Source organism: Janthinobacterium sp. J1-1 (assembly GCF_030944405.1).
In the GTDB taxonomy this organism is placed as follows: Bacteria; Pseudomonadota; Gammaproteobacteria; order Burkholderiales; family Burkholderiaceae_D; genus Janthinobacterium.
On record NZ_CP132339.1, the window covers coordinates 4,097,816 to 4,123,079 of the forward strand.

The 25,264-nt window shown below is 66.4% G+C and carries 19 protein-coding genes; 13 read left to right on the plus strand and 6 right to left on the minus strand.

From position 1 onward, the window contains the following. Window positions 1-24 precede the first annotated feature (24 nt). The 3 genes from Q8L25_RS18740 to Q8L25_RS18750 all read right to left on the minus strand — a co-directional run bounded on the left by Q8L25_RS18740 (window position 25) and on the right by Q8L25_RS18750 (window position 4,523). On the minus strand, window positions 25-2,295 hold the full coding sequence (locus Q8L25_RS18740; RefSeq protein ID WP_308920811.1) for an EAL domain-containing protein: 2,271 nt from the start codon (window positions 2,293-2,295) through the stop codon (window positions 25-27). Window positions 2,296-2,358: 63 nt separating this feature from the next. Further along, on the minus strand, window positions 2,359-3,804 hold the full coding sequence (locus tag Q8L25_RS18745; protein WP_308920812.1) for an ATP-binding protein: 1,446 nt from the start codon (window positions 3,802-3,804) through the stop codon (window positions 2,359-2,361). Continuing rightward, entirely contained in the window at window positions 3,801-4,523 is a 723-nt protein-coding gene (locus Q8L25_RS18750) for a response regulator (protein WP_308920813.1), read from the minus strand. Before Q8L25_RS18750 ends, Q8L25_RS18745 begins: the two co-directional genes overlap by 4 nt. 178 nt (window positions 4,524-4,701) lie before the next feature. On the opposite strand from Q8L25_RS18750, the gene Q8L25_RS18755 reads away from it, so the two are divergent. The 3 genes from Q8L25_RS18755 to Q8L25_RS18765 are packed head-to-tail and all read left to right on the plus strand — an operon-like array spanning window position 4,702 to window position 8,486. After that, window positions 4,702-7,077, plus strand: coding sequence for a TonB-dependent receptor domain-containing protein (locus Q8L25_RS18755; RefSeq protein ID WP_308920814.1), 2,376 nt, complete (start codon window positions 4,702-4,704; stop codon window positions 7,075-7,077). Further along, the gene (locus Q8L25_RS18760; RefSeq protein ID WP_308920815.1) at window positions 7,077-7,814 is read left to right on the plus strand and encodes a tetratricopeptide repeat protein; all 738 of its coding nucleotides are present in this window, start codon (window positions 7,077-7,079) and stop codon (window positions 7,812-7,814) included. The genes Q8L25_RS18755 and Q8L25_RS18760 overlap by 1 nt, the downstream gene beginning before the upstream one ends. Before the next feature lie 42 nt (window positions 7,815-7,856). Then, window positions 7,857-8,486, plus strand: coding sequence for a Fe2+-dependent dioxygenase (locus tag Q8L25_RS18765; protein WP_308925755.1), 630 nt, complete (start codon window positions 7,857-7,859; stop codon window positions 8,484-8,486). A 69-nt stretch (window positions 8,487-8,555) separates the two neighbouring features. On the opposite strand, the gene Q8L25_RS18770 is transcribed toward Q8L25_RS18765, so the two are convergent. The 3 genes from Q8L25_RS18770 to Q8L25_RS18780 form a co-directional block, all read right to left on the minus strand. Continuing rightward, a complete protein-coding gene (locus Q8L25_RS18770; protein ID WP_308920816.1) occupies window positions 8,556-9,194 on the minus strand; it encodes an NAD(P)H-dependent oxidoreductase in 639 nt (212 codons plus the stop codon). Window positions 9,195-9,276: 82 nt separating this feature from the next. Continuing rightward, window positions 9,277-10,347, minus strand: coding sequence for an ATP-binding protein (locus Q8L25_RS18775; protein ID WP_308920817.1), 1,071 nt, complete (start codon window positions 10,345-10,347; stop codon window positions 9,277-9,279). Then, window positions 10,347-11,066, minus strand: coding sequence for a response regulator (locus tag Q8L25_RS18780; RefSeq protein WP_308920818.1), 720 nt, complete (start codon window positions 11,064-11,066; stop codon window positions 10,347-10,349). The genes Q8L25_RS18775 and Q8L25_RS18780 overlap by 1 nt, the downstream gene beginning before the upstream one ends. Window positions 11,067-11,198: 132 nt before the next feature. Here Q8L25_RS18780 and Q8L25_RS18785 point away from each other — a divergent pair, with 132 nt between their 5' ends. The 10 genes from Q8L25_RS18785 (at window position 11,199) to Q8L25_RS18830 (ending at window position 25,264) form a co-directional block, all read left to right on the plus strand. Then, window positions 11,199-12,329 (plus strand): efflux RND transporter periplasmic adaptor subunit, encoded by a 1,131-nt coding sequence (locus tag Q8L25_RS18785; RefSeq protein WP_308920819.1) that lies wholly within the window; start codon window positions 11,199-11,201, stop codon window positions 12,327-12,329. A 22-nt stretch (window positions 12,330-12,351) separates the two neighbouring features. Continuing rightward, window positions 12,352-15,483 (plus strand): efflux RND transporter permease subunit, encoded by a 3,132-nt coding sequence (locus tag Q8L25_RS18790; RefSeq protein ID WP_308920820.1) that lies wholly within the window; start codon window positions 12,352-12,354, stop codon window positions 15,481-15,483. Then, complete coding sequence (locus tag Q8L25_RS18795) at window positions 15,483-16,856, plus strand: efflux transporter outer membrane subunit (RefSeq protein WP_308920821.1); 1,374 nt, start codon at window positions 15,483-15,485, stop codon at window positions 16,854-16,856. The genes Q8L25_RS18790 and Q8L25_RS18795 overlap by 1 nt, the downstream gene beginning before the upstream one ends. A 28-nt stretch (window positions 16,857-16,884) precedes the next feature. Further along, window positions 16,885-17,661 carry a transporter substrate-binding domain-containing protein gene (locus Q8L25_RS18800; protein WP_308920822.1) on the plus strand — a complete coding sequence of 259 codons (777 nt, stop codon included), beginning with the start codon at window positions 16,885-16,887 and terminating at the stop codon, window positions 17,659-17,661. 218 nt (window positions 17,662-17,879) lie between these two features. Beyond that, the gene (locus Q8L25_RS18805; protein WP_308920823.1) at window positions 17,880-19,439 is read left to right on the plus strand and encodes an FAD-dependent oxidoreductase; all 1,560 of its coding nucleotides are present in this window, start codon (window positions 17,880-17,882) and stop codon (window positions 19,437-19,439) included. 25 nt (window positions 19,440-19,464) lie between these two features. After that, the gene (locus Q8L25_RS18810; protein ID WP_308920824.1) at window positions 19,465-19,974 is read left to right on the plus strand and encodes a RidA family protein; all 510 of its coding nucleotides are present in this window, start codon (window positions 19,465-19,467) and stop codon (window positions 19,972-19,974) included. Window positions 19,975-19,990: 16 nt separating this feature from the next. Beyond that, entirely contained in the window at window positions 19,991-22,363 is a 2,373-nt protein-coding gene (locus Q8L25_RS18815) for a TonB-dependent receptor (RefSeq protein WP_308920825.1), read from the plus strand. 59 nt (window positions 22,364-22,422) lie between these two features. Then, window positions 22,423-23,343: a LysR family transcriptional regulator gene (locus Q8L25_RS18820; RefSeq protein WP_374694315.1), complete on the plus strand. Its 921-nt coding sequence runs from the start codon at window positions 22,423-22,425 to the stop codon at window positions 23,341-23,343. Between the two features lie 236 nt (window positions 23,344-23,579). Next, the gene (locus tag Q8L25_RS18825) at window positions 23,580-24,410 is read left to right on the plus strand and encodes an ABC transporter permease (protein ID WP_308920827.1); all 831 of its coding nucleotides are present in this window, start codon (window positions 23,580-23,582) and stop codon (window positions 24,408-24,410) included. A gap of 2 nt (window positions 24,411-24,412) precedes the next feature. Then, complete coding sequence (locus Q8L25_RS18830; RefSeq protein ID WP_308920828.1) at window positions 24,413-25,264, plus strand: ABC transporter ATP-binding protein; 852 nt, start codon at window positions 24,413-24,415, stop codon at window positions 25,262-25,264.

Here is a 25,264-nt window from a genome sequence, read left to right on the forward strand (position 1 = left end):
CACCGCCCGCTGGCGGGCAATTCGTCAATCCGGAGCCGTCACCTCAGGAAAGCCGAGGGCTTGCAAACCGATGGATTGTACCAGCGCCTGCGCCGCCATCGGCCGGGCGATATGGTAGCCCTGCAGATAGTGGCAGCCCATCGCCTGCAGGATGGCGGCCTGCCCGGCGGTTTCCACGCCTTCGGCCACCACTTCCATGCCCAGGCTGGCGCCCATGGCGACGATGGTGGCGGCCAGGCTGCGGCCACGCTCGTTGTGCTCGATCTGCATTACGAAGGAACGGTCGATCTTCAGCGTGTCGAGCCGGAAGCGGGCCAGGTAGGCCAGCGAGGAATAGCCGGTGCCGAAGTCGTCCAGCGACAGGCTCACGCCCAGTGCGCTCAGGCGCGACAGCGCCACTTGCACCCGGTCGGTGTCGTCGAGCAGCACGCGCTCGGTCAGTTCCAGCTCCAGACGCCGCGCCGGCAGGCCGTGCGCATCGAGCGCGCGCCGGACCTGGTCGGTGAAGCCGGGGTCGAGCAATTGCTTCGCCGAGACATTGATGCTGACGATCAGTTCGCCCATCTCGCCCTGCCACTGCGCCAGCTGGCGGCACGCCGCATGCAGCACCCAGTGGCCCAGTTCGACGATCAGCTCGCTGTCTTCCGCCACCGGAATGAAACGGTCGGGCGGCACCATGCCCAGCTGCGCGCTGTGCCAGCGCAGCAGCGCTTCGACCTTGCGCAGCTGCCGGCCATCGGCCGTGACGATGGGCTGGTAGACCAGCTGCAGTTCGTTCGCGGCGATGGCCAAACGCAGTGCGCCATCGATCGTCAGGGCCTCCCTGGCGTGCGCCGTCATGCCGTCGTCAAAAAAGCGCAGGTGGCCGCGGCCCGCCTTCTTGGCCTCGTACATGGCAATATCGGCATTGCGTATCAGCGCGTCGGCGCTGGCGCCATGCTGCGGATGGCAGGCCACGCCGATGCTGGCCGAGACCGACAGCGCCTGCAGCGGCAAGGTGAACGGCGCCGCCAGGGCGTCGAGCATGCGCTGGCCGACCACACGCGCCATGGCGACGGCGGCGCCGGGCAGCACGATAATGAATTCATCGCCGCCGAAGCGCCCCACGATGGCCTGCGCCGGCAGCACGCCCTGCAGGCGCTGCGCGAACTGGCACAGCAGCCGGTCGCCGGTTTCATGGCCGAAGGTGTCGTTGATGCGCTTGAAGCGGTCCAGGTCGATGAAAAACAGCGCGCAGTCGCCGCCCGCCTGCCGGGCCTGTTGCACGCAGCGTTCCAGCTCCTGCAGCAGGCCGTGGCGGTTGAGCAGGCCCGTCACGGGATCATGGTGGGCCGCGCGGTGCAGCAGGCCATCCTTTTTTTGCCGCTCGCTGATGTCGAACAGCTGCACCATGCAATACAGCTGGCCGCTCTCGATATAGGGCGAGGCGATCATTTCCAGCGGCACGGTGTGGCCGCCGGCCAGCACGATGGTGGCCGTCTCGATAAACGGATAGGCGCCTTGCGCCGCCTCGAAACGGCGGAAATACGCGGCCGCGCCCTGGCGCGAGGCGAACAGCCGGTGGTCGGCCACGTGCGTGCCGATCAGGGCGCCGGCGTGCGCATGGCCCAGCAGCCTGGCGCAGCGCTCATTGGCGACCTGGATCTGGCCGTTGCGGTCCTGGATTAGGAAACCGTTGCTGAGGCTGTCGATGGTATGCACATAGCGGTGGCGGATTTTTTCCTGTACCGCATAAATCAGGCACAGCATCGAAAGGGTCTTGACGGCGATCGAATACACGAACCACGATTCGTAGTTCTCCGCCACCCATTGCTGCGAATTGGCCAGGTTGAATGCGCCCCGGGCGATCAGGACCATGCCGAGGAAGCGGTAGCGGTTGCGGTGCAGGCCCAGCCGCAAGCCCGACCACAGCAGCGCCGCGCCCAGCAGGCCCGCCGTCACCAGCTCCACGCGCAGCGGCTGGCCCCGCCAGTAGCCGTACAGACCGATGACTGCCAGGCCGCAGGCCAGCGCCACCGGCGGCAGATGGCGCCGGCGCAGTTGGCCGAGAAAATATTCGGTGCCGCCCACGAAACCTGCCACGGCGCCGCACAAGGTGATCGCGGCGAACAGGTAGTGCTGCGAAAGCGTCGCGCCGAGAAACCAGCTGGCCGTGCCGATGGTAAGCGACAACTGGCCGCCGGCCCACAGCAGCGCATGCCATTCGCTGCGCTGCCTGAACCACAGGAACAACAGGATGACGATCAGGATGGCGTCTGCCGCCAGGGAAAACAGGATATAGGTCTGTGGTGCCATGGGAGATCGGATCAGCGCCAGGGGCGGAAAAGTGAGTTACTGTTTGTCCATGACGGCCTCATCTTAACCCAGGCCATGGCCTGGCGATAGGGTGGCGCCGCGCGGCAGGACCAGGGTCGCCACCAGGCCATGCGGTTCGCCATTGCGCAGCAGCAATTGGCCATGGTGGGCCTGCGCCACCGTCTGCGCGATCGACAGGCCAAGGCCAAAGCCGCCGGTGCCCGCATTGCGCGACGATTCCACGCGGTAGAACGGTTCCAGCGCGCGCGCCAGCAGGGCCTCGGGGATGCCGGGGCCGTCGTCGCGTACTTCGATGATCAGCTGCCTGTCGTCATCGCGCACGCTGATGCCGGCGCGCTGGCCGTAGCGGATGGCGTTGTCGACCAGGTTCTGCAGGCAGCGCTTCAGGCTGCGAGGATAGGCGGGCAGGGGCGCGGCCCGGCCCTCGACGCGCACTTGTCCGCCGGTTTCGGCAAAGTCGCTGCGCAGGCTGGCCAGCAGGCTGTCGATATCGACTATTTGTTGCCGCTCGTGCAGGCCGCTGTCCTGCACCATGGTGAGGGTGGCGCCGACCAGCGCATCCATTTCATCGAGGTCGCGGCGGAATTTCACGCGATCGATCTCTCCGGGCAACATCTCGGTGCGCAGTTTCAGCCGCGTGATCGGCGAGCGCAGGTCATGCGAGACGGCCGCCAGGAAGCGCGTGCGCTCGGCGATATTGTCGATCAGCCGCCGCTGCATCGCGTTGAACGCCTGCGAGGCCTTGCGCACTTCGGTCGGGCCCTCGGTGGCCAGCGGCGGACTGAAGATATTGGCGCCCAGCTTGTCGGCCGCCTTCGCCAGCTTCGCCAGCGGCTGCATCACCAGGCGCACGGCCAGCCACGCCAGCAGCAGCACGGCGGCAATCCGCAGCACATAGATGCGCAGCAGGTAATCGATGGCGGCCGCGCGCGGCGCCGTGCTCATGCCGGCCTGGCCTTCGCGCAGCTCGGCCTGCAGCCACTGCCCGTCATGCAGGCGCAGCTGGACAATAAAGTGACCGGAAGGAAAGGCGTCGTGCAGCAGCGAGAACCAGCTGGCCTGGCGCGGCGACGCGTGCGCGAGATCGATCGCCAGCACGCGCACCTGGTGCCGGGTCAGCTCATCGTGATCGCTACCCAGGCGCTGGCGCAGCACATCCTGGAACAGCGCGCTGCCGGAGACCCCATTGCGGTCGATGGCCGGCGTCGCGCCGGACGGCCCGTCGATCGCGCCCAGCGAAAAATCCGCGCTGCCGATGGCGTGCAAAATGGCCGGGCGGCTGGCGGCCGGCACGGCGTCGAGCGTGCGCACGGCATCGGCCAGGCGGGTGGCGGCCAGGCGCGTGGGAATCTCCATCGCCTTGCCATAGCGCATGTCATACCAGATGGTGCCCGTCAGCGCCTGCGCCGCCAGCATGCCGCTGACCAGCACCAGCGCCAGCCGGCCCGTCAGGCTGCGCGGCCACAGCCGCCATATCAGGCGTTTCATGCCTGGTAGGCCACGTCGGCATTGAGCAGGTAGCCGCCGTTGCGGATGGTCCTGATCAGATTCGGAATACGCGGATTGTCGCCCAGTTGCTGGCGCAGCCGGCTGATGCACACATCGATGGCGCGGTCGAACGGCAGGCTTTCCTTGCCGAACACGGTGGCCAGCAAAAAATCGCGGCTCAGGGTGCGTTGTGGATGGTCGAGCAGGGCGCGCAGCACCAGGTAGTCGGAACTGCCCAGCGACAAAGTGACGCCTTGCGGCGAGCGCATCTGGCGCGCGCGCGTGTCGAGCTGCCAGCCGTTGAAATGGATGGTGGCGATGCGGTCGGCTTCGTGTTTTTCAGGAAAACTGCGGGCGCGGCGGATGATCACCTTGATGCGCGCCAGCAGCTCGCGCGGATCGAACGGTTTCGGCAGGTAGTCGTCGGCGCCCACTTCCAGGCCGACGATGCGGTCGACCAGGGTGCCGCGCGCGGTCAGCATGATGACGGGAATGTCGCGCCGCGCGCGCAGTTGGCGGCACAGCTCCAGCCCATCCTCGCCGGGCAGCATCAGATCGAGGATGATCAGGTCGACCGGCGTGCTGGCCAGCACCTGCCACATCTGTTCGCCGCCTGCAGCCACATGGGCCTGGTAGCCGGCGCCCTCCAGATACACCGACAGCAACTGCCGTATTTCTCCATCGTCATCGACGATCAACACCTGATCCGCTCGTTTCATGCCGGTCCCGCCGCTCCCGTTCTATTTCTGTCAATCAACTGATTTGTAATGGCATATGTCGGCCATGTTGCGCCAACACATTCCATTACATTTCGGCGCAGCCAGCTGTTCTGCCTGCGCCAGCCCGCCATTATAGTACTTGCACATGAGAATCATTATCAACCAATCGGATACCACCATGCATCAACGCACTATCAACAGCAGTACGGCCGACGCCATCGCGGCACTGTTTTCACAATATGGCAGGCTGTCGGCCACCGTCGGCCTGACCATCGGCGCCGTCGGGCCGGCCATGGCGCTTGATGCCGCGCCACCGGCAGCGGCTGAACCGCAGCAGCTCAATGAAGTGGTGGTCAAGGCCGAACGCGAGGCACCCGCCTACAAGCCGGAACAGCTGAGCTCGGCCAAGTTCGCCCAGCCGCTGCGCGACACGCCGCAAAGCATCACCATCGTGCCGCGCGAGGTGCTGACGGAACAGAACGCGCAAAACCTGCAGGACATCCTGAAAAACGTGCCCGGCATTACGTTTACCTCGGGCGAGGGCAACCTGGGCTGGGGCGACCTGTTTACCATCCGCGGCTTTTCGTCCGAGCAGAGCCTGACGGTGGACGGCATGCGCGACGCCGGCATGTCCAGCCGCAACGACACCTTCAATATCGAGCAGGTCGAGGTATTCAAGGGCACCGGTTCGATCGAGTCCGGTACCTCGGCGGTGGGCGGCACCGTCAACCTGGTCAGCAAGGAAGCAAAAATGGGCAATGCCGGCAGCGCCTCGATGGGCGTGGGCAGCGCCGCCTACCGCCGCGTGACGGCGGACGTCAACCGCGAACTGGCGCCGGGCAGCGCCGTGCGCCTGAACCTGATGAAGCAGAAGAACGACGTGGCCGGGCGCGACATCACCAATAACGACCGCCAGGGCGTGGCCGCCTCGTTTGGCGCGGGCCTCGATGGCCCCACGCGCGTGCATGTGGATTTCTTCCACCAGGAAGACGACAACGTGCCCGACGGCGGCTTGCCGATCCAGCGCGGCACCGGTGGCCGGACCATGGGCAATATCGCGCACAGCGCCTGGTTCGGCGCCGACTCGTACACCCAGCGCACCACCTCGGATGCGGCCACCGTCAAGATCGAACACGATATCGCGCCTGGCGTAAAAATCCGCAACCAGACGCGCTGGGCGCTGACGGACAACCTGTCGGTGCTGTCGCCGGCCCGCTTCAATGCGGCCGGCGCGAATGGCGCCACCCTGGGCACCTCGCTGGGCTACGTGGGCGTCGGCGGCCTGCGGCCGGTGGCCGGCATCGCCTCCTACCAGGAGGCCGGCAACACGACCAATGCCTATGGCGTGCTGCGCGGCAGCGATTTCGGCACCTCCAAGCGCTACCGCACGGTCGGCAACCAGACGGATTTCAGCGTGGCGTTCGCCACCGGCGCCGTCCGGCATGAACTGGTGACGGGCCTGGACCTGTACCGCGAAACCTATGGCGACTACCAGCGCACCGTCAATGCGCCAAGCGGCACCTTGTGGTTCGACATGGCGCATCCGCAAGTGGCGCATGGCAGCGTGGCCACCGTCAAGGGCAATGGCGGCCTGGAGTCGGGCATCAGCAATGCCGGCATCTATGTCACCGATGCCATCCGTTTTACGGAGCAATGGCGCATGGTGGCGTCCCTGCGCCATGACCACTGGAAGGCGGACACGTCCCTGAAAGGCGTGCGCACCACCAGCAGCAGCGACGGCGCCGTCAGCGGCCGTGTGTCGGCCCTGTACAAGCCGGTCGACGAGGCCAGCATCTACCTGGCCTATGCGCAGGCGGCCCAGCCTTCGGCCTTGGGCGCTTCGACCAATAACGCCATCTACGGTTCGGCCGCGGCGGCGGCCTACTCGCCGGCCACCTCGAAGACCATGGAGCTGGGCGGCAAGTGGGATGTGCTGCGCCACCAGCTGGCCTTGACGGGCGCCGTGTTCCGCACCGAAGTGACGGATTCCTGGGAATACGGCGATGACGAGGTCTCGCCGGTGCGCGCGCTGCCTTCGAAGCGGGTCAAGGGCGCGGAGCTGGGCGTGCAGGGCAACCTGACGCAGCAATGGTCGGTATACGGCGGCGCGTCGCGCCTGATGAGCAGGCAGACCAAGGGCGCCAACAGCGGCAGCGAAGCGAAGAATGTGCCGGACCTGACGTTCAACCTGTGGACCTCGTACGAGGCGATGCGCGGCCTGGTGTTCAGCTATGGCGCGCAATACGTGGGTGAGCGCCGCTATTCGGACAATGCGTATGTTGGCGGCCTGAACAACAACAGCAGCACGGTGTCCGGGCCGGCCGGCCGCGCACCCACCTATGTATTCGATACGGAAAAGGCGCCGTCGTACTGGGTGCAGAGCTTCGCCGCCCGCTATCGCGTCAATCCGCGCCTGGCGCTGAACCTGAACGTGCAGAACCTGGCCAACAAGTTCTACTGGGCGCGCATCGGTTCGTCGCTGGACGGCTTCCAGCTGTACGGCGTGCCGGGCGCGGGCCGCAGCGTCACCCTCGGCGCGGACCTGAGCTTCTGATGGTGGGCGTTGCGCAGTTGCGCCGGCTGCCGGCCGGCGGCTGGGCGGCGATGCTGCTTGATGCTGGCGGGCAGGCGTTGCCATGGCTGCAGGCGGCCGCGCTGCAGGGTGTGCCGCGCGCCCAGGCCATCCTGGCGCAGCGCCTGTTGCCCGTGGATCCCGCGCAAGCCGTGCACTGGTTCCGCCAGGCGGCCGCGCGCGACGACGTCGAGGCCATCAACATGCTGGGGCGCTGCCTGGAAAACGGCTGGGGCGTGACTGCGGACGCGCAGCTGGCCGTGTACTGGTACCGCCAGGCGGCCGCCCTTGGCCTGGACTGGGGCATGTACAACCTGGCCAACCTGCTGATGAGCGGCAAGGGCATCGCCACCGACCGGCCGGCCGCGCTGGCGCTGTACCGCCAGGCCGCCGGCCTGGGCCACGCCAAGTCGCTCAATATCATCGGCCGCTTTCACGAGGAAGGCTGGGAGATGCCGGCCAGCGAAACGCGCGCCTTCGTGCTGTATGGACAGGCGGCCGTGGGCGGCGATTTTCGCGGCCAGTTCAATTACGCCCGCCTGCTGCTGGAGCGGGGGAGGGTGGCGCCGGCCGTGGCCTGGCTGCGCCGCATTCCGGCCACGGCCACGCCGGCGTTTCTGGCCAATTTGCACGGCTGGCTGGCCGCCTCGCCAGTGCAGACCGTGCGGGCGCTGGCCGATTCCATCGTCTTGAACAGGGAAACACCATGCTGCATCTGACATCCGTGCTGAACCCGCAGGAACTGGCGCAGGCGCGCGGTCCTGGCCGCCGCCGGCTGGGAGGATGGCCGCGTCACTTCCGGCAGCCTGCCTGCCGATATCAAGCGCAACCGGCAACTGCCTCAGCAGGGGCAGGCGTCTCAGCAATTGCAGCAACTGGTGCTGCAGGCGCTGCGCCGCAGCCAGCTGTTCTTTTCGGCCGCGCTGCCGCGCCGTATCGCGCCGCCGATGTTCAACCGCTACGACGCCGAGCACGGCGATTACCTGGACGACCATGTGGACGTGGCGCTGCGCTTGCTGCCCGATGGCGAGCGCGTGCGCACCGACATGTCCTGCACCCTGTTCCTCAGCGATCCGCACGAATACGAGGGCGGCGAGCTGGTGCTGCGCGACAGCTGGCGCGACGAAGCCGTCAAGCTGGCGGCCGGCGACCTGCTGCTGTATCCCGGTGATAAAATTCATCGCGTCAATCGCGTCACGCGCGGCTGCCGCCTGGCCAGCTTCTTCTGGCTCGAAAGCATGGTGCGCAGCGAGGAACAGCGCAACTTGCTGTTCCGGATGGACCGCGACCTGATGCTGCTGCGCGCCGAGGCACAGGGCGCGCCGTCGCCGGCCGTGCTGGGGCTGACGGGCGCCTACCATAATCTGCTGCGCATGTGGGCACAGGGCTGATGATGCAGGCGTGAAAAAGCGGAGGCCGCCTTGAGGCAGCCTCCGCTTTTTGCATCCGCTACAAGAAGCTTATGCCAGTTCGGTAACGAACTCGTCTTGCGGACGACGCACTTTTTCCAGGTTCTGCAGCCAGTCGCCTTCGCCGGCGCGGTAACCGAGCGGCAGGATCACCACCGAACGCAGGCCGCGCGCGCTCAAGCCCAGGATCTCGTCGACCTTGGCCGGATCAAAACCTTCCATCGGCACCGAATCGACTTTTTCCTGCGCTGCGGCGATCAGGGCCGTGCCCACGCCGATATAGGCCTGGCGGGCAGCGTGCTGGTAATTGGTTTCCGCGTCGCGCTGCGGGTAGGTGGCCAGGATCTGCTGGCGGTAGGCTTCCCAGCCTTCGTTCTTGAAGCCGCGTACGGTATTGACCAGGTCAAACATGTGGTTGATGCGTTCCACGGTGTAATTGTCCCAGGCGGCAAATACCAGCAGGTGCGAGCAATCGGTCACTTGCGCTTGGTTCCATGCATGCGGCTTGATCTGCGCGCGCAGGTCCGGGTTGGTGACGACGAACACTTCATACGGCTGCAGGCCGCTGGAGCTGGCCGTCAGGCGCACGGCTTCCACGATGCGGTCAACTTTCTCCTGTGGCACCGCTTTCGACGGGTCCATCTTTTTGGTGGCGTAACGCCATTGCAGGTCTTGCAGCAAATCGCTCATGGGAATCCTTTTCCGGTAAATTGTTCAGACTGGAAATGATAGCGGATTCGGCCATTTCAAGTGCAAGGCCGCAAACAGTTGTCTATGCCACTGGTTTGGCCGGCCAGCGAACGGTGAAGCGGCTGCCACCCGTGGCGCTGCGCGTGCACGACGCGCTGCCACCATGCGCGCGGGCGATGGCGTCGACCACCGCCAGCCCGAGCCCGCTGCCGTTCGAGGCCTGTACGCGCGCGCCGATGCCGCGTCGGAAGGCATCGAAGACATGGCGCGCCAGTTCTTCGGGCATGCCGGGGCCGGCGTCTTCCAGCGTCAGCACGTAATCGCCGCCGTCGAGGCGGGTACGCAGCGTGAGCGGGCCGGGATCGGCGTAGCGGCGCGCATTGTCGAGCAGGGCCAGCACCACTTGCGCGATGCGGGCCGCGTCGCAATCGACGGCGTGGCCGCACAGGTCCAGCCGCAGCCGCAGGCCGGCGGCCGCCAGTGCTGGCGCCAGCACGCGCGCCACGCCGCCGATTTCCTGTGCCAGGTCGGTGGCGGCCAGGCGCAGCCGCATCTGGCCGCTGTCGGCCAGGCTCAGGGTGCGCAGGTCTTCGATCAGGCGGCCCAGGCCTTCCACCTGCGCCAGCAGGCTGCCGAACTCCACTTCTTCGGGCCTGAACACGCCGTCGACCACGCCCTGCAAGGTGCCGCGCAAGATGGTCACGGGCGTGCGCAGCTCGTGCGCGATGGCCGCGTTCCAGGTCAAAATATCCTGCTCGCCCTTTTGCAGCCGTTCGGCCATGCTGTTGAAATCGTCGACCAGCATCGCCGTCTCGCCCAGGTTGCGGTCGCCGGCCACGGCGCGCGCGGCCAGGTCGCCATGCGCGACCCTGCGCACGCTGTCCATCACGGAATTGATGGGCGTGAGGATGCGCGTGGCCAGCTTGACGGCAAAAAACGCGGCCAGCAGCAGGCCGAAGATGGTAATGGCCAGTATCCACAGCCATTCCACCGTGGTGGGAGAAAAGTCGTCCGGCTCCGACAGCATGGCGGGATCGATCCTGAAGGCGACGGCAAAAAATATCCACGAGCCGATCCAGATCAGCAGGATGCTGCACACCATCAGCACCGACATCGACAGCACGATCTGCCGGTTCAGTCCCGTCAGGCGCATCAGGCTTCGCCTTCCAGCCGGTAGCCCACGCCGCGCAGGCTGGCCGGCATATTGGCCACGCCCGCTTCCTCCAGCTTCTTGCGCAGCTTGCTGACATGGCTGTCCACCGTGCGTTCCAGGGTATTGCCCTCGGGCAGGCAGGCTTCCAGCAGTTCGAGCCGGCTGCACACGCGCCGCGGCGTGCGCGCCAGGTGGGCCAGCAGGCGAAATTCGGTCAGGGTCAGGTTCAGGGGGCTGGCCACGCCATCGTGCAGCACGCTGGCGGCATAGCTTTCCTGGTCGATTTCGATCGGGCCGCAGCGCAGCCGCGCCGGCGGCAAGGCGGCCGGGCGCAGGCGCGAACGGCGCAGCACGGCCGCCACCCGCGCCACCACTTCGGCCGGATTGAAGGGCTTGACGATATAGTCGTCGGCGCCCACGCGCAGGGCCGCCAGCTTGTCGGCGTCCTGGTCGCGCGCGGTCAGCATGATGACGGGCGTGTCGCCGCGCCGGCGCACCTGCGCCAGCACTTCCCAGCCGTCACACAGCGGCATCTGCACGTCGAGCAGCAGCAGGTCGGGCGAGAGCGCCAGGTGCTGCGCCAGCGCCTGGCGGCCATCAAGGGCGAACGCCGTGCGGTAGCCGTCGCGCCCGAGGTAGCCAGCCAGGATGCGGGCGATCTGCGGCTCGTCTTCGGCGATCAATACAAGGGGAGAGAGGGGTTCTGGCAGGTGGTTCATGCGCGCAGTCTAGCACCGTTCACGGTCTCCATCGAATCTCCACATTTCCTCGACGAAACTTCCACGCGGCGCTTTTATGCTGGCGTATCAGTCGACCGGACCGCCGGTCGGGATACGCCACAGAGAAAGTCCATGCACGCCAACCGACCCTACACAACCACGCTCGCCATCGCGGCCGCCTTGCTCGGCCTTGCCGCCTGTTCCAAACCCCAGGAAGCGCCACCGGCCGCGCCGCCGCCGTCGGTGACGGTGCTCAAGCTGCAAGCCGCGCCGGTGGTGCTCAGCGACGAATTGCCCGGCCGCGTGGCCGCCTTCCGCACGGCCGATATCCGCCCGCAAGTGGGCGGCATCGTGCTGCGCCGGCTGTTCGAGCAGGGCGCCGACGTGAAGCCCGGCCAGAAGCTGTTCCAGCTGAATGCGGCGCCGTTCCAGGCGGAGGCCGATGCCGCCGCCGCCGCCCTGCAAAGCGCGCTCGCCACCGCCAACCGCGCCGGCGTGCAGGCCGAGCGCTTGAAACCGCTGATGGAGGCCGACGCCATCAGCCGGCAGGCTTATGACGACGCCGTGACCCAGCGCGAGCAGGCCGTCGCCAGCGTGGCGCAGGCGCGCGCGGCCCTGGCGCGGCGCCGGCTGGACCTGGCCTTCGCCAGCATCGACGCGCCGATCGCCGGACGCATCGGTTCCGAACTGGTCACCGAAGGCGCGCTGGTGGGCACCGCCGACACGGCGCCGATGGCGCGCATCGAGCAGATCGACAAGGTGTACGTGGACGTGCGCCAGCCGGCGGCCGCCCTGATGGCCCGCGCCGACGCGGAGGGCAAGCTGCCCGTCACCATCCTCGGCGCCGACGGCAAAGCTTACGCGCAGACGGGCCGCATCCTGTATTCCGGCACCAGCATCGACGCCGGCACGGGTGACGCCACCATCCGCGTGCTGGTCGACAATCCGCAGCGCGCGCTGTTGCCCGGTATGTTCGTGCGCGCCCGCATCGCCCGTGCCAGCGTGCCTGATGGCTTGCTGGTGCCGCAGCAGGCCGTGCTGCGCGCCGGCGACGGCCAGGCCCAGGCCTGGGTGCTGGACCGGGCCAACAAGGCCAGCCTGCGCCCGGTCGAGGTGGGCGACGTGATCGATCACCAGTATGTGGTCAGCAGTGGCTTGAAAGCCGGCGACACGCTGGTGGTCGAAGGCCAGGAGCGGCTGCAGCCGGGCGTGGCCGCCACGCCGCAAGCCTGGCAACGCGCCGCCGCGCCGGCCCCACGATGACTGCTCACTGAAAGCTCAAGACATGCCTCAATTTTTTATCGACCGCCCGGTGTTTGCCTGGGTGGTGGCGATCTTTATCGTGCTGTTCGGACTGATCGCCATCCCGCAATTGCCGATTGCGCGCTTTCCCTCGGTGGCGCCACCGAGCGTCAGCATTACCGCCAGCTACCCCGGCGCCACGCCGCAGACCATGAACGACTCCGTGATCGGCCTGATCGAACGCGAGCTGTCGGGCGTGAAGAATCTGCTGTATTTCGAATCGTCGTCCGATACCTCGGGCTCGGCCTCGATCACCGTCACCTTCAAGCCGGGCACCAATCCGGAACTGGCGCAGGTGGACGTGCAGAACCGCTTGAAGGCGATCGAGCCGCGCCTGCCGCAGGCTGTGCGCCAGAATGGCCTGGGCGTGGAATCGGCGTCCTCGGGCTTCCTGATGATCGTCAGCCTGAATGCCCCCGACGGTGCTTACGACGAAGTGGCGCTGGGCGACTACCTGGCGCGCAACGTGACGGAAGAACTGCGCCGCATCCCCGGCGTGGGCAAGGTGCAGCTGTTCGGCTCCGAGCGCGCGATGCGCATCTGGGTCGATCCGGCCAAGCTGGTGGCGTATGACATCGCCATGGGCGATATCACGGCCGCCGTGGCGCAGCAGAACGCGCAGATCGCACCGGGCCGCCTGGGGGACTCGCCGGCCGTCAAGGGCCAGCGCGTGACCATTCCGCTGACCGTGCAGGGCCAGTTGCAAACGCCGCAGGAATTCGCCGCTATCGTGCTGCGCGCCAACCGCAATGGCGCAAAGGTGACCATCGGCGACGTGGCGCGGGTGGAACGGGGGGCGCAAAGCAGCAACTTCAGCATCCGCGAAAACGGCCATGGCGCGTCGGGCGCCGCCGTCAGCCTGTCGCCGGGCGCCAACGCCGTGCAGACGGCCAGCGCCATCCGCGCGCGCATGGCCGAACTGGCGCCGGCCATGCCGGCCGGGATGCAGTACTCGGTGCCGTTCGACACCGCGCCGTTCGTGAAAATCTCGATCGAAAAAGTGGTCATGACGCTGATCGAGGCGATGGTGCTGGTGTTCCTGGTGATGTATCTGTTCCTGCAAAAGATACGCTATACCCTGATCCCCGCCATCGTCGCGCCGATCGCCTTGCTCGGTACCTTTACCGTGATGCTGCTGGCCGGTTATTCGGTCAATGTGCTGACCATGTTCGGCATGGTGCTGGCGATCGGCATTATCGTCGACGACGCCATCGTGGTGGTCGAAGCGGTGGAGCGGCTGATGGCCACCGAAGGGCTGTCGCCGAAAGAGGCCACGTCGAAGGCGATGCGCGAAATCACCGGTGCGGTGGTTGGCATCACCCTGGTGCTGACGGCCGTCTTTATTCCGATGGCGCTGGCCAGCGGCTCGGTGGGCGCCATCTACCGCCAGTTCACGCTGGCGATGGCGGTGTCGATTTTGTTCTCGGCCTTCCTGGCGCTGAGCCTGACGCCCGCCCTGTGCGCCACCATGTTGAAACCGATCGGCCCGCACGACCATGAAAAGAAAGGCTTTTTCCGCTGGTTCGACCGCCAGTTCGAGCGCATGACCGCGCGCTATGAACAGGGCGTGGTGGCGATGGTGAAACGTGCCGGACGCTCCATGTTTGTGTATGGCGGCGTGGTTGCCGCGCTGGCGTTTGCCTTCCTGCGCCTGCCGTCGGCCTTCCTGCCGGAAGAAGACCAGGGCTACTTCATCACCTCTATGCAGTTGCCGTCGGACGCCACCATGGAGCGCACGCTGGACGTGGTGAAGCAGTTCGAGCGGCATGTGGCGGCTCGCCCGGGGATTGAAAACAACCAGTCCGTGCTGGGCTTCAGCTTTTCCGGCGCGGGACCGAACGCGGCGCTGGCGTTCACCATGCTGAAGGACTGGAAACAGCGCGACGGCGCCACCGCGCAGGAAGAAGTGCTGCATGCGCAAATGGCGATGGCCAGCGCGAAGGAGGGCATGATCATGAGCCTGATGCCGCCCGCCATCGATGAACTGGGCAATTCGTCCGGCTTTTCGCTGCGCCTGCAGGACCGCGCCAACCAGGGCATTGCCGCCCTGCAGGCCGCGCAGAACCAGTTGCTGGGCCTGGCCGCGCAAAGCGGCAAGGTGGCCGGCGTGTATCCGGACGGCCTGCCGCCGGGCGCCAGCGTGCGCCTGGAGATCGACCGCGCCAAGGCCGAAGCGCTGGGCGTGTCGTTTGGCGCCGTCAGCGAGATGCTGACAGCAGCCATGGGTTCCACTTATGTCAACGATTTTCCGAACGCGGGCCGCATGCAGCAGGTGATCATCCAGGCCGATGCGCCGTCGCGCATGCAGTTGAACGACGTGCTGGGCCTGCGCATCCGCAACAGCGCCGGCGGCATGGTGGCGCTGGGCCAGCTGGTGCGGCCGGTGTGGAGCGAAACCCCGCTGCAACTGGTGCGCTTCCAGGGTTATCCGGCGGCGCGCATTTCGGGCAGCGCCGCGCCTGGCGTGTCGAGCGGCGATGCCATGCTGGAAATGGAAAGGCTGGTGAGCCAGCTGCCGCCCGGCTTTGCGCTGGCCTGGACCGGACAGTCGCTGCAGGAAAAAGAGTCGGCTTCGCAGGCGCCGATGCTGATGGCCTTGTCGATGCTGGTGGTGTTCCTGGTGCTGGCGGCCCTGTATGAAAGCTGGTCTATCCCGCTGTCGGTGATGCTGGTGGTGCCGCTGGGCCTGTTGGGCGCGGTGCTGGCGGTGACCCTGCGCGGCATGCCGAACGATGTGTTCTTCAAGGTCGGCATGATCACCATTATCGGCCTGTCGGCGAAGAACGCCATTTTGATCGTGGAATTCGCCCGCCAGTTGCAGGCGCAGGGCAAGGGCCTGGTGGAGGCCACCGTGGAAGCGGCGCGCCTGCGCCTGCGCCCCATCCTGATGACCTCGCTCGCCTTTGCGCTGGGCGTGGTGCCTTTGATGCTGGCCAGCGGCGCCAGCGCCGAAACCCAGCATGCGATCGGCACGGGGGTCTTTGGCGGCATGATCACCGCCACCGTGCTGGCCGTCTTCTTTGTGCCCGTGTTCTTTGTCGTCGTGCTGAGCGCGGTGGACAAGCTGGGGCAACGCTGGAGAAAAAGTAACCATGTAGTACAAGGAGAGTCGTGATGCGGTGCCGTTTTATATTACCGATGGCCGTGACAGCTGCCGCCTTGTCGGCCTGCAGCCTGACCCCAGTGCTGGTCAAGCCGGCGCTGCCGGTGCCAGCCACCTATGACGCCGGCGCTGTCGCCGGCCAGGGCAATGCGGCGGACCTGGGCTGGCGCCAGATGCTGCTCGACGCGCGTCTGCAGCGCCTGGTGGAACTGGCTTTGCTGAACAACCGCGACCTGCGCGTGGCGGCGCTGAACGTGGACGCCGTGCGCGCCCAATACCAGATCCAGGACAGCGCGCGCCTTCCCGCCATCGGCGCCAGCGCCAGCGGCGTGCGCCAGCGCATGACGGCTGCAACGCAAAACCAGTTCACGGCGGGCGTGGCCATGAGTGCCTTCGAGATCGACCTGTTCGGCCGCCTGCGTTCCCTGTCCGACGCCGCCTTTGCGCGCTACCTGGCCACGGAACAGGGTCGGCGCACGGCGCAGCTGGCCCTGATCGCCGCCGTGGCCGACGCCTATCTGGAGGAAAGGCTGGCCACGGAACAGCTGGAGCTGACGCAAGCGACCCTGCGCGACTGGCGCCAGGCACTGAGCATCACGCAGCGCCTGCACGCGGCGCGGCAGGGCAGCGGCCTCGATCTGGCGCAGGCCGAAGGGCAGGCGGCGACGGCCGAAGCGGACCTGCAGGCGCGTGAGCGGGCGCGCCAGCTGGCGCGCAACAACCTCGAACTGCTGCTGGGCGGCCCGCTGCCTGGCGACCTGCCGGCCGGGCGCGCGCTCGATGCCCGGCCCGTGCTGACGCAGCTGCCGGCCGGGGTGCCGTCCGACCTGCTGGCGCGCCGGCCCGACATCCTGCAGGCGGAACATGCGCTGGTGGCGGCCAATGCGGACATCGGCGCGGCGCGCGCCGCCTTCTTTCCCCGCTTGTCACTGACGGCGCAGCTGGGCTTTGCCAGCCCGGAAGTGGGCGACCTGTTTCGCGGCAGCGCGCGCAACTGGTCGTTCGCGCCGCAGATCACGCAGCCGCTGTTCCAGGGCGGCCAGCTGCGCGCCGAGCTGCGCCTGTCGCAGATCCGCAGCGAGGTGGCGGTGGTGCAGTACGAGCAGGCGATACAGGGCGCGTTTCGCGAAGTGCGCGACGGCCTGGCCGGCAGCCAGACCTATGCGCTGCAGATCGCCGCGCAGCAGCGCGTGGCGGCCAGCGCCGAACAGCGGCGCATACTGTCGCAACTGCGCTACGGCGCCGGCCAGGACAGCCGCCTGGAGCTGCTCGACGCACAACGGCAGTCATATGCTTCACAGCAAACTTTGCTAGACTTGCGGCGTGACCAGTTCAAGTCGGCCGTGGCCCTGTACAAGGCGCTGGGCGGGGGGCTGGAAGAGTAACCGCTTGCCGCTGACCGGGGGAGTGCCCATGCCTGCCAAGTCGCTTTTGCGTGCCATCCTGCTGATGTCGAGCCTGGGCTTGAGCTGCCTGCAAGCCTGGGCCCAGCCAGCGGACACCGCGCCGCTGCACGTGGTGGGCTTTCCCTATCCGCCGTTCATGGCGCTCGACGAACGCGGCAAGCCGTCCGGCCCCATGGTCGAGCTGGTGAGCGAGGCGTTCCGCCGCATGGGGCAGCCCGCCAGCATCGAATTGCTGCCCCTGGCGCGCGCGCTGCTGCAAATCGAAACGGGCGAGGCGGGCGCCATGTTCACCGTCAAGAAGACGCCCGAGCGCGAAGCGAAATACCTGTTTTCCAGCGAGCCGGTGCTGTTCCAGGACTATGTGATCTTTGTCTCCAGCGACTCCCCGCTGGCCTTTCGCGGCGACCTCAATGCGCTGGCCATGGCGTCCATCGGCGTGGTGGCAAACACCTCCTACGGCGCCATTTTCGACGCGGCCGCCCGCCAGGGCACGTTCAAGAAGCTGGAAATCAGCGGCAGCCACGACGCCAGTTTCAGGAAGCTGCTGGCAGGCCGCATGGAGGCGGTGGTGTGCAGCCGCGCCGTGGGCGTGGAAATCCTCAAACAATTACAGGCCACCCGGCGCGTGAAAATCAGCGGCCCGCCGATCGAAACCACGCAGAGCTACCTGATGTTCAACAAGGCCGTCGCCACGCCGCAGCTGGTGGCGGGGTTTGACCACGCCATCCGTGCCATGCGGCAGGAGGGGCTGTTCTCCACTAAAGCCGCAAATATTGCCAAATGAAGATGATCGCCAAGTTTATGCTCAGGCTTTCCTGAGAGCTTGAGTTCCAGCCGTAGCAGTCCGGCTAGGCAGGATAGACATGCATTTTCCGCATAAACAAGATGAAATAATTATAAATAAAATTCATACTTGCATATAGAAAATAATTAGTTTGAGCATAATCATTGCCGCCATAAGATGCGTTGACCGAAGTTCAACCCATCTTGTGCGGAGTGATAATGAGTGTGACGCGTCGTCATTTTTTGATGCAACTGGCCGCCAGCAGCGGCTATACGGCTGCCCATGCGGCCATGACTACCCTGGGCCTGGGGGCCGTCGGCGTGGCGGTGGCCGCCGCCGCGCCCGTGCTGCCGCCGCCCGGTTCCGGCAAGGGCTTGCGCGTGCTGGTGCTGGGCGCCGGCATCGCGGGGCTGGTGTCCGCCTGGGAACTGCGCAAGGCCGGCTACCAGGTGCAGCTTGTCGAAGCGCGCGAGCGGGTGGGCGGACGCAACTGGACCATCCGCGACGGCACGCGCATCGATTACACGGATGGCTCCAGCCAGACGGCCCGCTTTGACAAGGGCCAGTATTTCAACGCCGGGCCGGCGCGCCTGCCCAGCCACCACCAGACCATCCTTGGCTACTGCCGCGAGTTCGGCGTGGCGCTGGAAGCGGAAGTCAACACCAGCCGCAGCGCCTATTTTCTGCCGGATGCGGCGAAAAACAAGCCGGCGATCCAGCTGCGGCGCGCCGTCAACGATGCGCGCGGCCGCATCTCCGAACTGCTGGCGAAAGCCACCGATGCCGGCGCGCTGGACCGCGAACTGAGCGTGGCGGACCGCCAGCGCCTGCTGGAATTTTTGAAAGTCTATGGCGACCTGGCGCCGGATCACAGCTTCAAGGGCACCGAGCGCTCGGGCTATACCGTGTTTCCCGGCGCGGCCGAACAGGTGGGCGTGCGGCCCGATCCCTTGTCGCTCGACGAGCTGCTGGACCCGGATCTGTGGACGTCCCTGATTTTCGATGAGCTGCTGATCTTCCAGCCCACCATGCTGCAGCCGGTGGGCGGCATGGACAAGATTCCGGCCGCCTTCAGCCAGCGGCTGCAAAAAGAACTGCGCCTGAACACCGAAGTCACGCGCATCCACAACGAGGCCGATGGGGTGGCCGTCACCGTGCGCAACCGCGCCAGCGGCAAGCTCGAGACCTTGCGCGCCGACTACGCGATCACCACCTTTCCGTTGCCCGTGCTGGCCAAGGTACAAACGAATTTCTCAGCCAAGGTGCAGCAGGCGATCGGCTCGGTCGAGTACGACACGGCCAGCAAGATCGCCTGGCAAGCGCCCCGTTTCTGGGAAACCGACAGCCATATCTACGGCGGCATCTCGGTGGTCAAGCATGTGACGTCGCTGATCTGGTATCCGAGCGGCGGCTTCCACCAGCCCACCGGCACCCTGGTCGGCTGCTACAACATCGGCCAGGCGGCGCGCGACTTTAGCAATCAACCGCTGGCGGCGCAATTCGCGTCCTCGCGCCAGGTGATCGACCGCGTCCATCCGGGGCGCGGCGCCGCGCTGCAGCGCCCCGTCAGCGTGGCCTGGCACAAGGTTCCGTACAGCCTGGGCTCCTGGGTGCACTGGGCCACGCCGGCCGAACCGGCCTATGTGCTGCTGAACCAGCCCGATGGCCGCGTCCATTTCGCCGGCGAATACCTGAGCCAGATCGGCGCCTGGCAAGAGGGTGCCGCCTTGTCCGCCCACCACGCCGTGGCGGCCATCGCCGCCCGCGTCGCAAGTTAAATTTTCTTCCCACTGAGAGACCATCATGAAAAAAACCGCCATCAACCTGACCGCCGCCGCCTTGCTGGCCGCTGCAGCCACCACCAGCGCGCAGGATATCAAGCGCACGCCGATTCCGAATTCGAACTTCCCGATCTCGGTGGCCGTCACCGTGCCGGCCACGGCCAGCACCGTGTATTTCAGCGGCGTGCTGCCGGACGTGGCCAATGCCGCCGCGCCGAAAGGCTCGTTCGAGTCCTACGGCGACACGCAGACGCAAACCCTGTCGGTACTGCGCAAGCTGCAGGCGGCGCTGAAAGCGGAAGGCCTCATCTTTGCCGATGTGGTGCAGCTGCGCGTGTTCCTGGTCGGTGATCCCAAGCTGGACGGCAAGCTCGATTTCAATGGCCTCAATGCCGCCTATGGCCAGTTCTTCGGCACCGCCGAGCAGCCGGCCAAGCCGGCCCGAACGGCCTTGCAGGTGGTGGCCTTGCCGCTGCCCGGCGCCTTTGTCGAGATCGACCTGGTAGCGGCCAAGGCCGCCCGCAGCAACTGATATGAAGCCCCTGACCATGTACAATAATATTCACACTCTCAAGCCACGCGCCTTGCCCCTGGCCTTGTTCCTCGCTTTTTCTTCCGGCGCGTCGCTGGCCGCCGATGCCGTGGATGCCGCCGCCAGCCTGGCCGCGGCGGAAGGGGGCGTGGTGGTGGTGACCGGCACGCGCGACACGCGCCGCTCGGCCGATGAAAGCCTCAGCCCTATCGACGTCATCAGCGCCAAGGACTTGCAGCGCACGGGGCAGACCGACTTGCGCGATGCGCTGGTCAAGCTGCTGCCGTCCGTGAACCGGCTGGCGCAGGCGGGCGACGCGGCCAATCTCACCAGCGCGCTGACCTTGCGCGGCCTCAGTCCCAACCATGTGCTGCTGCTGATCAACGGCAAGCGGCGTCATACCTCGGCCAATATCTCGGCCGATCCGGGCGCGCAGCAGGGCGCCACGCCGGTCGACCTTGACCTGATACCCGTCAGCGCCGTCGACCATATCGAGGTGCTGCGCGACGGCGCGGCCGCCCAGTATGGCTCGGACGCCATCGCCGGGGTGATCAACGTGATTCTGAAATCGTCGGCGCAGGGCGGCAACGTCACAGTCAACAGCGGCCAGTACTACAAGGGCGACGGCTTTACCCTGGGCAGTTCGGCCGATATCGGCCTGCCGCTCGGCGAAGACGGTTTCGTGCACCTGAGCGCGGAAACCAAGCGCCATGACCACAGCGTGCGCAGCGGCCCGGACGAGCGCACCGGCACCGTGGTCAACCGCACCTTGGGTGACCCGAAAAGCCGGCGCGAAGCCGTCGGCGTCAATGCCGGCTATGCGCTGGGCACCACCGAGCTGTATGCCTTCGGCAGCGTGGCGCACCGGGATGGCGAAAGCGTGCAGAACTACCGCCTGCCGAATCGCTTGCCGCAGCTGTATCCGAACGGTTTCAGCCCGGTCGAGACCAGCAACGAGCAGGACGGTTCGCTGACGGCCGGCGTGCGCGGCGAACAGCTGGCCGGCTGGCGCTGGGATCTGAGCGGGACCTACGGCGTGGACAACGTCAAGATTGGCATGCGCGACTCGGCCAATACCGACCTGTATGCGGCCACCGGCGCCACCCCGACCTCGTTTCACCTGGCCAGCTACAAGAATACCCAGTGGGGCGTGAACCTGGACGTGGCGCGTCCGTTCGACGTCGGCCTGCCGGCACCCTTGTCGGTGGCGCTGGGCGCCGAGTACCGGCGCGAGACCTATGACGTGGGCGCAGGCGACGCGGCATCGTCGTACGGCAGCGGTTCGCAGGCCCTGCCTGGCCTGTCGGCCATCAGCGCGGGCAAGCACGGCCGCACCATCTCCGCCGCCTATGCCGACCTGTCGACCAAATTGAGCCGGCAATGGGAAGCGGAGCTGGCGGCCCGCCATGAACGCTACAGCGACGCCGGCAACACCACCAATGCCAAGCTGTCCGCGCGCTTCCAGGCCAGCGAACGCTATGCCTTGCGCGGCACGCTGAGCACGGGTTTTCGCGCGCCGTCGCTGGCGCAGGAGTACTACACCAGCCTGGCGGTCTCGCCGACCACGGCCGGCGGCCAGCTGGCCGTCAATTCGGTGGCTGCGCGCAGCCTGGGCGCCAGCGCATTGAAACCGGAAAAGTCGCGCAGCATCAACCTGGGCCTGGTGGCGCAGCCGTGGGACAGGTTCAACCTGACGGTCGACGCCTACCGCATCGAGATCCGCGACCGCATCATCCAGGGCGGCACCTACACGGGCGCCACCGCCATCAACGCCCTGACGGCCGCCGGCATCAGCCTGCCGACAGGCCTGTCGTCGGTCAGCGCCAGCTATTTTGCCAATGGCGTCGACACGCGCACCCAGGGCGTGGACGTGGTGGCCACCTACACCACCAATCTGGGGGCGGGGCGCATAGACTGGGACCTGGGTGGCAACGTCAATACCAGCTCCATACTGCGCACGGCCGTCGACACCAATGGCAGGCCGCTGCTGAACGCCCAGCAGGCCGGCTATCTGACCACCTCGACGCCGAAAAACAAGGTGATACTGGGCGGCGTGTGGAGCCAGGGGCCTTGGGGCGTCAGTCTGCATGCCACGCGCTATGGCAAGACGTCGACCGAAGCGACCTTTTATTCGGGGCCGAACATTTATTCGACGTCGGTGTTCAACCATATCGAAAACGCGCCGCGCACCCTGACCGACCTGGAAGTGCGCTACGCCGTCAGCAAGAAGCTGCAGCTGGCCCTGGGCGCCAACAATCTGTTCGACGTCTATCCGAGCAAGGTGCCGCTGGCCAGCCGCTATCTTGGCGTGTACCAGTACGACACGGCCGCCTCGCAGACGGGCTTCAACGGAGGCTATTATTATGTACGCGCTTCCTATGCGTTCTAGGCGGCGCGCCCGCGGGCGCGTTAAGATGGCATTTTGGAGGTTACCGGAACAGCATGCCCATGAAGATAGATGACATCAGCGCCTTTGTCGCCGTCGTGCGCAACCACTCCGTCAGCGCGGCGGCCGAGTCGCTGCGCCTGACGCAGTCGGCCATCACGCGCCGCGTGCAGAATTTCGAGCAGGACCTGGGCGTCGAGCTGCTCGACCGCAGCGTCAAGCCGCCGCGCCCGAACGCCACCGGCAAGCGGGTCTTCGAGCAGTGCAGCAAGGTGCTGCTGGAAGTGGACCGCCTGCGCGACCTGGTGCAGAACGACCAGGCGCCTACCGGCGTGTTTCGCATCGGCGTGATCCAGACCGTGGGCGACATGGTGCTGCTCGATACCCTGCAGCGGCTGAACGCGGCCTTTCCCGGCCTGCACACGGAAGTGGCGTCGGGCTGGGGCGCCCAGCTGCTGGAACGGGTGGCCAACGCCGAGATCGACGCGGCCGTGGCCCTGTTCCCGGCCACCAAGGTGCTGCCCGAAGGCCTGGTCGGCCGCGCGCTGGGCCGGCTGGAACTGGTGGTGGTGGCGAAGAAGGGCAGCATGCCGCGCCGCAGCTACAAGCTGCGCGAGCTGTATGACGTGGGCTGGGTGCTGAACCCTGACGGCTGCGGTTTCCGCGCCGGCCTGGCGCGCACGCTGGCGCAGCAGGGCCTGTCGTTCAAGCTGAACCTGGAAACCTTCGGCACCGACCTGCAACTGGGCCTGGTGGCCAACGGCGCGGGCCTGGGCCTGATGCCGCTGCCGATACTGGAGCGCAGCCGCCACCTGGCGCAGCTCGACATCATCAACGTCAGCGACTTCAAGCCGCTGCTCGATATTTGGCTGATCCAGGCGCAACTGCCGGGACCGGTGCAGCACGCGATCGATTTCGTGGCGCAGGCGGTGGGGGAGGCGTTTGCGGCGCCGGCGCCGGTGCAGAAGGTGAGGGCGGTGTAGCAGCAGGCAGTTGTTAGCATGATTTTCACCCTGAAAGCAACTACCGGGTCGGACCCTAGGGTTCGACCCCAGCCTTTTTTGGGGTCAACGATTAAAAATATTGTCCTGCAACATTATTCTTAAAAATCATATATCAATAGAATAAACAATTAGTTTCGTCATAATCATTTGCTCCCTATACTGAATTTCATCGGCTCTGGATCACGCCAGCAGCCACTTCAGAACAGGGAAGCCAGATGTCAGTTTCTACCTCCGCCAGCAGTCCTCCGCAACAAGAACCCATCGCGGCCAGCCGCAAGCGTCCCTTCCTTTCCGCCGTCCTTGAACGCGCCATCAGCCCGCTGATTTTGCTGGCGGCATGGGAAATCGCCGCCCGCACCGGCGTGCTGCCCGAGCGCGTGCTGGCGGCACCGTCGCAGATATTGACCACCATGGGCGAGCTGATACTGTCCGGTGAAATCGGCAGCAATGTGGTGGTGTCGCTGCGCCGCGTGCTGATCGGCCTGGCCGTCTCGCTGTCGCTGGGCACGGCGCTGGCCTTGATCGCCGGCCTGTCGCGGCGCGGCGAAGTGGCGGTCGATTCGCCGATGCAGATGGCGCGCACCCTGCCGTTCCTGGGGCTGGTGCCGTTGTTCATTCTGTGGTTCGGCATCGGCGAATTCACCAAGATCGCGCTGATCGCGTTTGCCACCACCTTCCCGATGTATTTGACCCTGTACAGCGGCATTCGCGGCATCGATTCGAAACTGGTCGAGGCGGCCCGCCTGTTCGGCCTCTCCTACCCGCAGCTGATCGTGCACGTGATCCTGCCCGGCGCCTTGCCCTCGTTCCTGGTCGGCCTGCGCTATTCGCTGGGCGTCAGCTGGTTGTCGCTGGTGGCCGTCGAGCAGATCAACGCCACGGCGGGTCTCGGCTACCTGATCAACAACGCCCGCGACTTCATGCGCACCGACATCATCGTTGTCTGCCTGCTGGTCTACAGCTTCCTGGGCCTGGCCACCGACTTCCTGGTGCGCGCCATCGAACACCACGCGCTGGCCTGGCGCCCGACTTTTATCAAGGATTGAACATGACGACTCTGGAACTGGACCGACCACACGCAGCCGCCCCGGCGCAGCGTGCCACGCACTCGGGAGTGCAAGCCGCCAGCGCCGCCGTGCGGGCGCGCCAGGTCAGCAAGCGCTTCGGCGCCAATGTGATCCTCGACCGGCTGGACCTCGATATCCGCCCCGGCGAATTCGTCGCGCTGCTGGGTCGCAGTGGCTCGGGCAAGACCACTTTGCTGCGCGCGCTGGCTGGCCTCGACCAGATCAGCTCCGGCACCCTGGACGTGCCATCGGCGCGCGCCGCCGTGTTCCAGGAGCCGCGATTGATGCCGTGGAAGCGCGCCTGGCGCAATGTCACCCTGGGCCTTGATATCGCCCAGCCGCGCGAGCGGGCCAGGCAGGCCTTGCAGGAAGTGGGGCTGGCGCACCGCGAAAATGCCTGGCCGGCCACCCTGTCGGGCGGCGAAGCGCAGCGCGTGGCATTGGCCAGGGCCCTGGTGCGCGAACCGCAGCTGCTGCTGCTCGACGAACCGTTTGCCGCCCTCGACGCCCTGACGCGCATCCGCATGCACCAGCTGATCCTGGACCTGTGGCGCCAGCACAAACCGTCGGTGCTGCTGGTCACCCACGACGTCGATGAAGCCGTGCTGCTTGCCGACCGTGTGCTGGTGCTGGACCAGGGCCGCATCGCCGCCGATATCGCGATTACCCAGCCGCGTCCCCGCAGCGCGCAGCAGCCCCAGTTCCAGCAGGTGCGCGCCCAGCTGCTTGCCCTGCTGGGCGTGGAACTCGATTCGCTGCCGGCGCCAGCGGTCGAAACAGCCGTCGCGGCGCCTTTGGCCAGCCCATTCAACTTCAGTAATTTTTCGGTGTAA

Coding starts and splice junctions, on each gene's coding strand:
- Q8L25_RS18740 (WP_308920811.1), bottom strand. CDS start 2,295: ATGGCACCACAGACCTATATCCTGTTTTCCCTGGCGGCAGACGCCATC.
- Q8L25_RS18745 (WP_308920812.1), bottom strand. CDS start 3,804: ATGAAACGCCTGATATGGCGGCTGTGGCCGCGCAGCCTGACGGGCCGG.
- Q8L25_RS18750 (WP_308920813.1), bottom strand. CDS start 4,523: ATGAAACGAGCGGATCAGGTGTTGATCGTCGATGACGATGGAGAAATA.
- Q8L25_RS18755 (WP_308920814.1), top strand. CDS start 4,702: ATGCATCAACGCACTATCAACAGCAGTACGGCCGACGCCATCGCGGCA.
- Q8L25_RS18760 (WP_308920815.1), top strand. CDS start 7,077: ATGGTGGGCGTTGCGCAGTTGCGCCGGCTGCCGGCCGGCGGCTGGGCG.
- Q8L25_RS18770 (WP_308920816.1), bottom strand. CDS start 9,194: ATGAGCGATTTGCTGCAAGACCTGCAATGGCGTTACGCCACCAAAAAG.
- Q8L25_RS18775 (WP_308920817.1), bottom strand. CDS start 10,347: ATGCGCCTGACGGGACTGAACCGGCAGATCGTGCTGTCGATGTCGGTG.
- Q8L25_RS18780 (WP_308920818.1), bottom strand. CDS start 11,066: ATGAACCACCTGCCAGAACCCCTCTCTCCCCTTGTATTGATCGCCGAA.
- Q8L25_RS18785 (WP_308920819.1), top strand. CDS start 11,199: ATGCACGCCAACCGACCCTACACAACCACGCTCGCCATCGCGGCCGCC.
- Q8L25_RS18790 (WP_308920820.1), top strand. CDS start 12,352: ATGCCTCAATTTTTTATCGACCGCCCGGTGTTTGCCTGGGTGGTGGCG.
- Q8L25_RS18795 (WP_308920821.1), top strand. CDS start 15,483: ATGCGGTGCCGTTTTATATTACCGATGGCCGTGACAGCTGCCGCCTTG.
- Q8L25_RS18800 (WP_308920822.1), top strand. CDS start 16,885: ATGCCTGCCAAGTCGCTTTTGCGTGCCATCCTGCTGATGTCGAGCCTG.
- Q8L25_RS18805 (WP_308920823.1), top strand. CDS start 17,880: ATGAGTGTGACGCGTCGTCATTTTTTGATGCAACTGGCCGCCAGCAGC.
- Q8L25_RS18810 (WP_308920824.1), top strand. CDS start 19,465: ATGAAAAAAACCGCCATCAACCTGACCGCCGCCGCCTTGCTGGCCGCT.
- Q8L25_RS18815 (WP_308920825.1), top strand. CDS start 19,991: ATGTACAATAATATTCACACTCTCAAGCCACGCGCCTTGCCCCTGGCC.
- Q8L25_RS18820 (WP_374694315.1), top strand. CDS start 22,423: ATGAAGATAGATGACATCAGCGCCTTTGTCGCCGTCGTGCGCAACCAC.
- Q8L25_RS18825 (WP_308920827.1), top strand. CDS start 23,580: ATGTCAGTTTCTACCTCCGCCAGCAGTCCTCCGCAACAAGAACCCATC.
- Q8L25_RS18830 (WP_308920828.1), top strand. CDS start 24,413: ATGACGACTCTGGAACTGGACCGACCACACGCAGCCGCCCCGGCGCAG.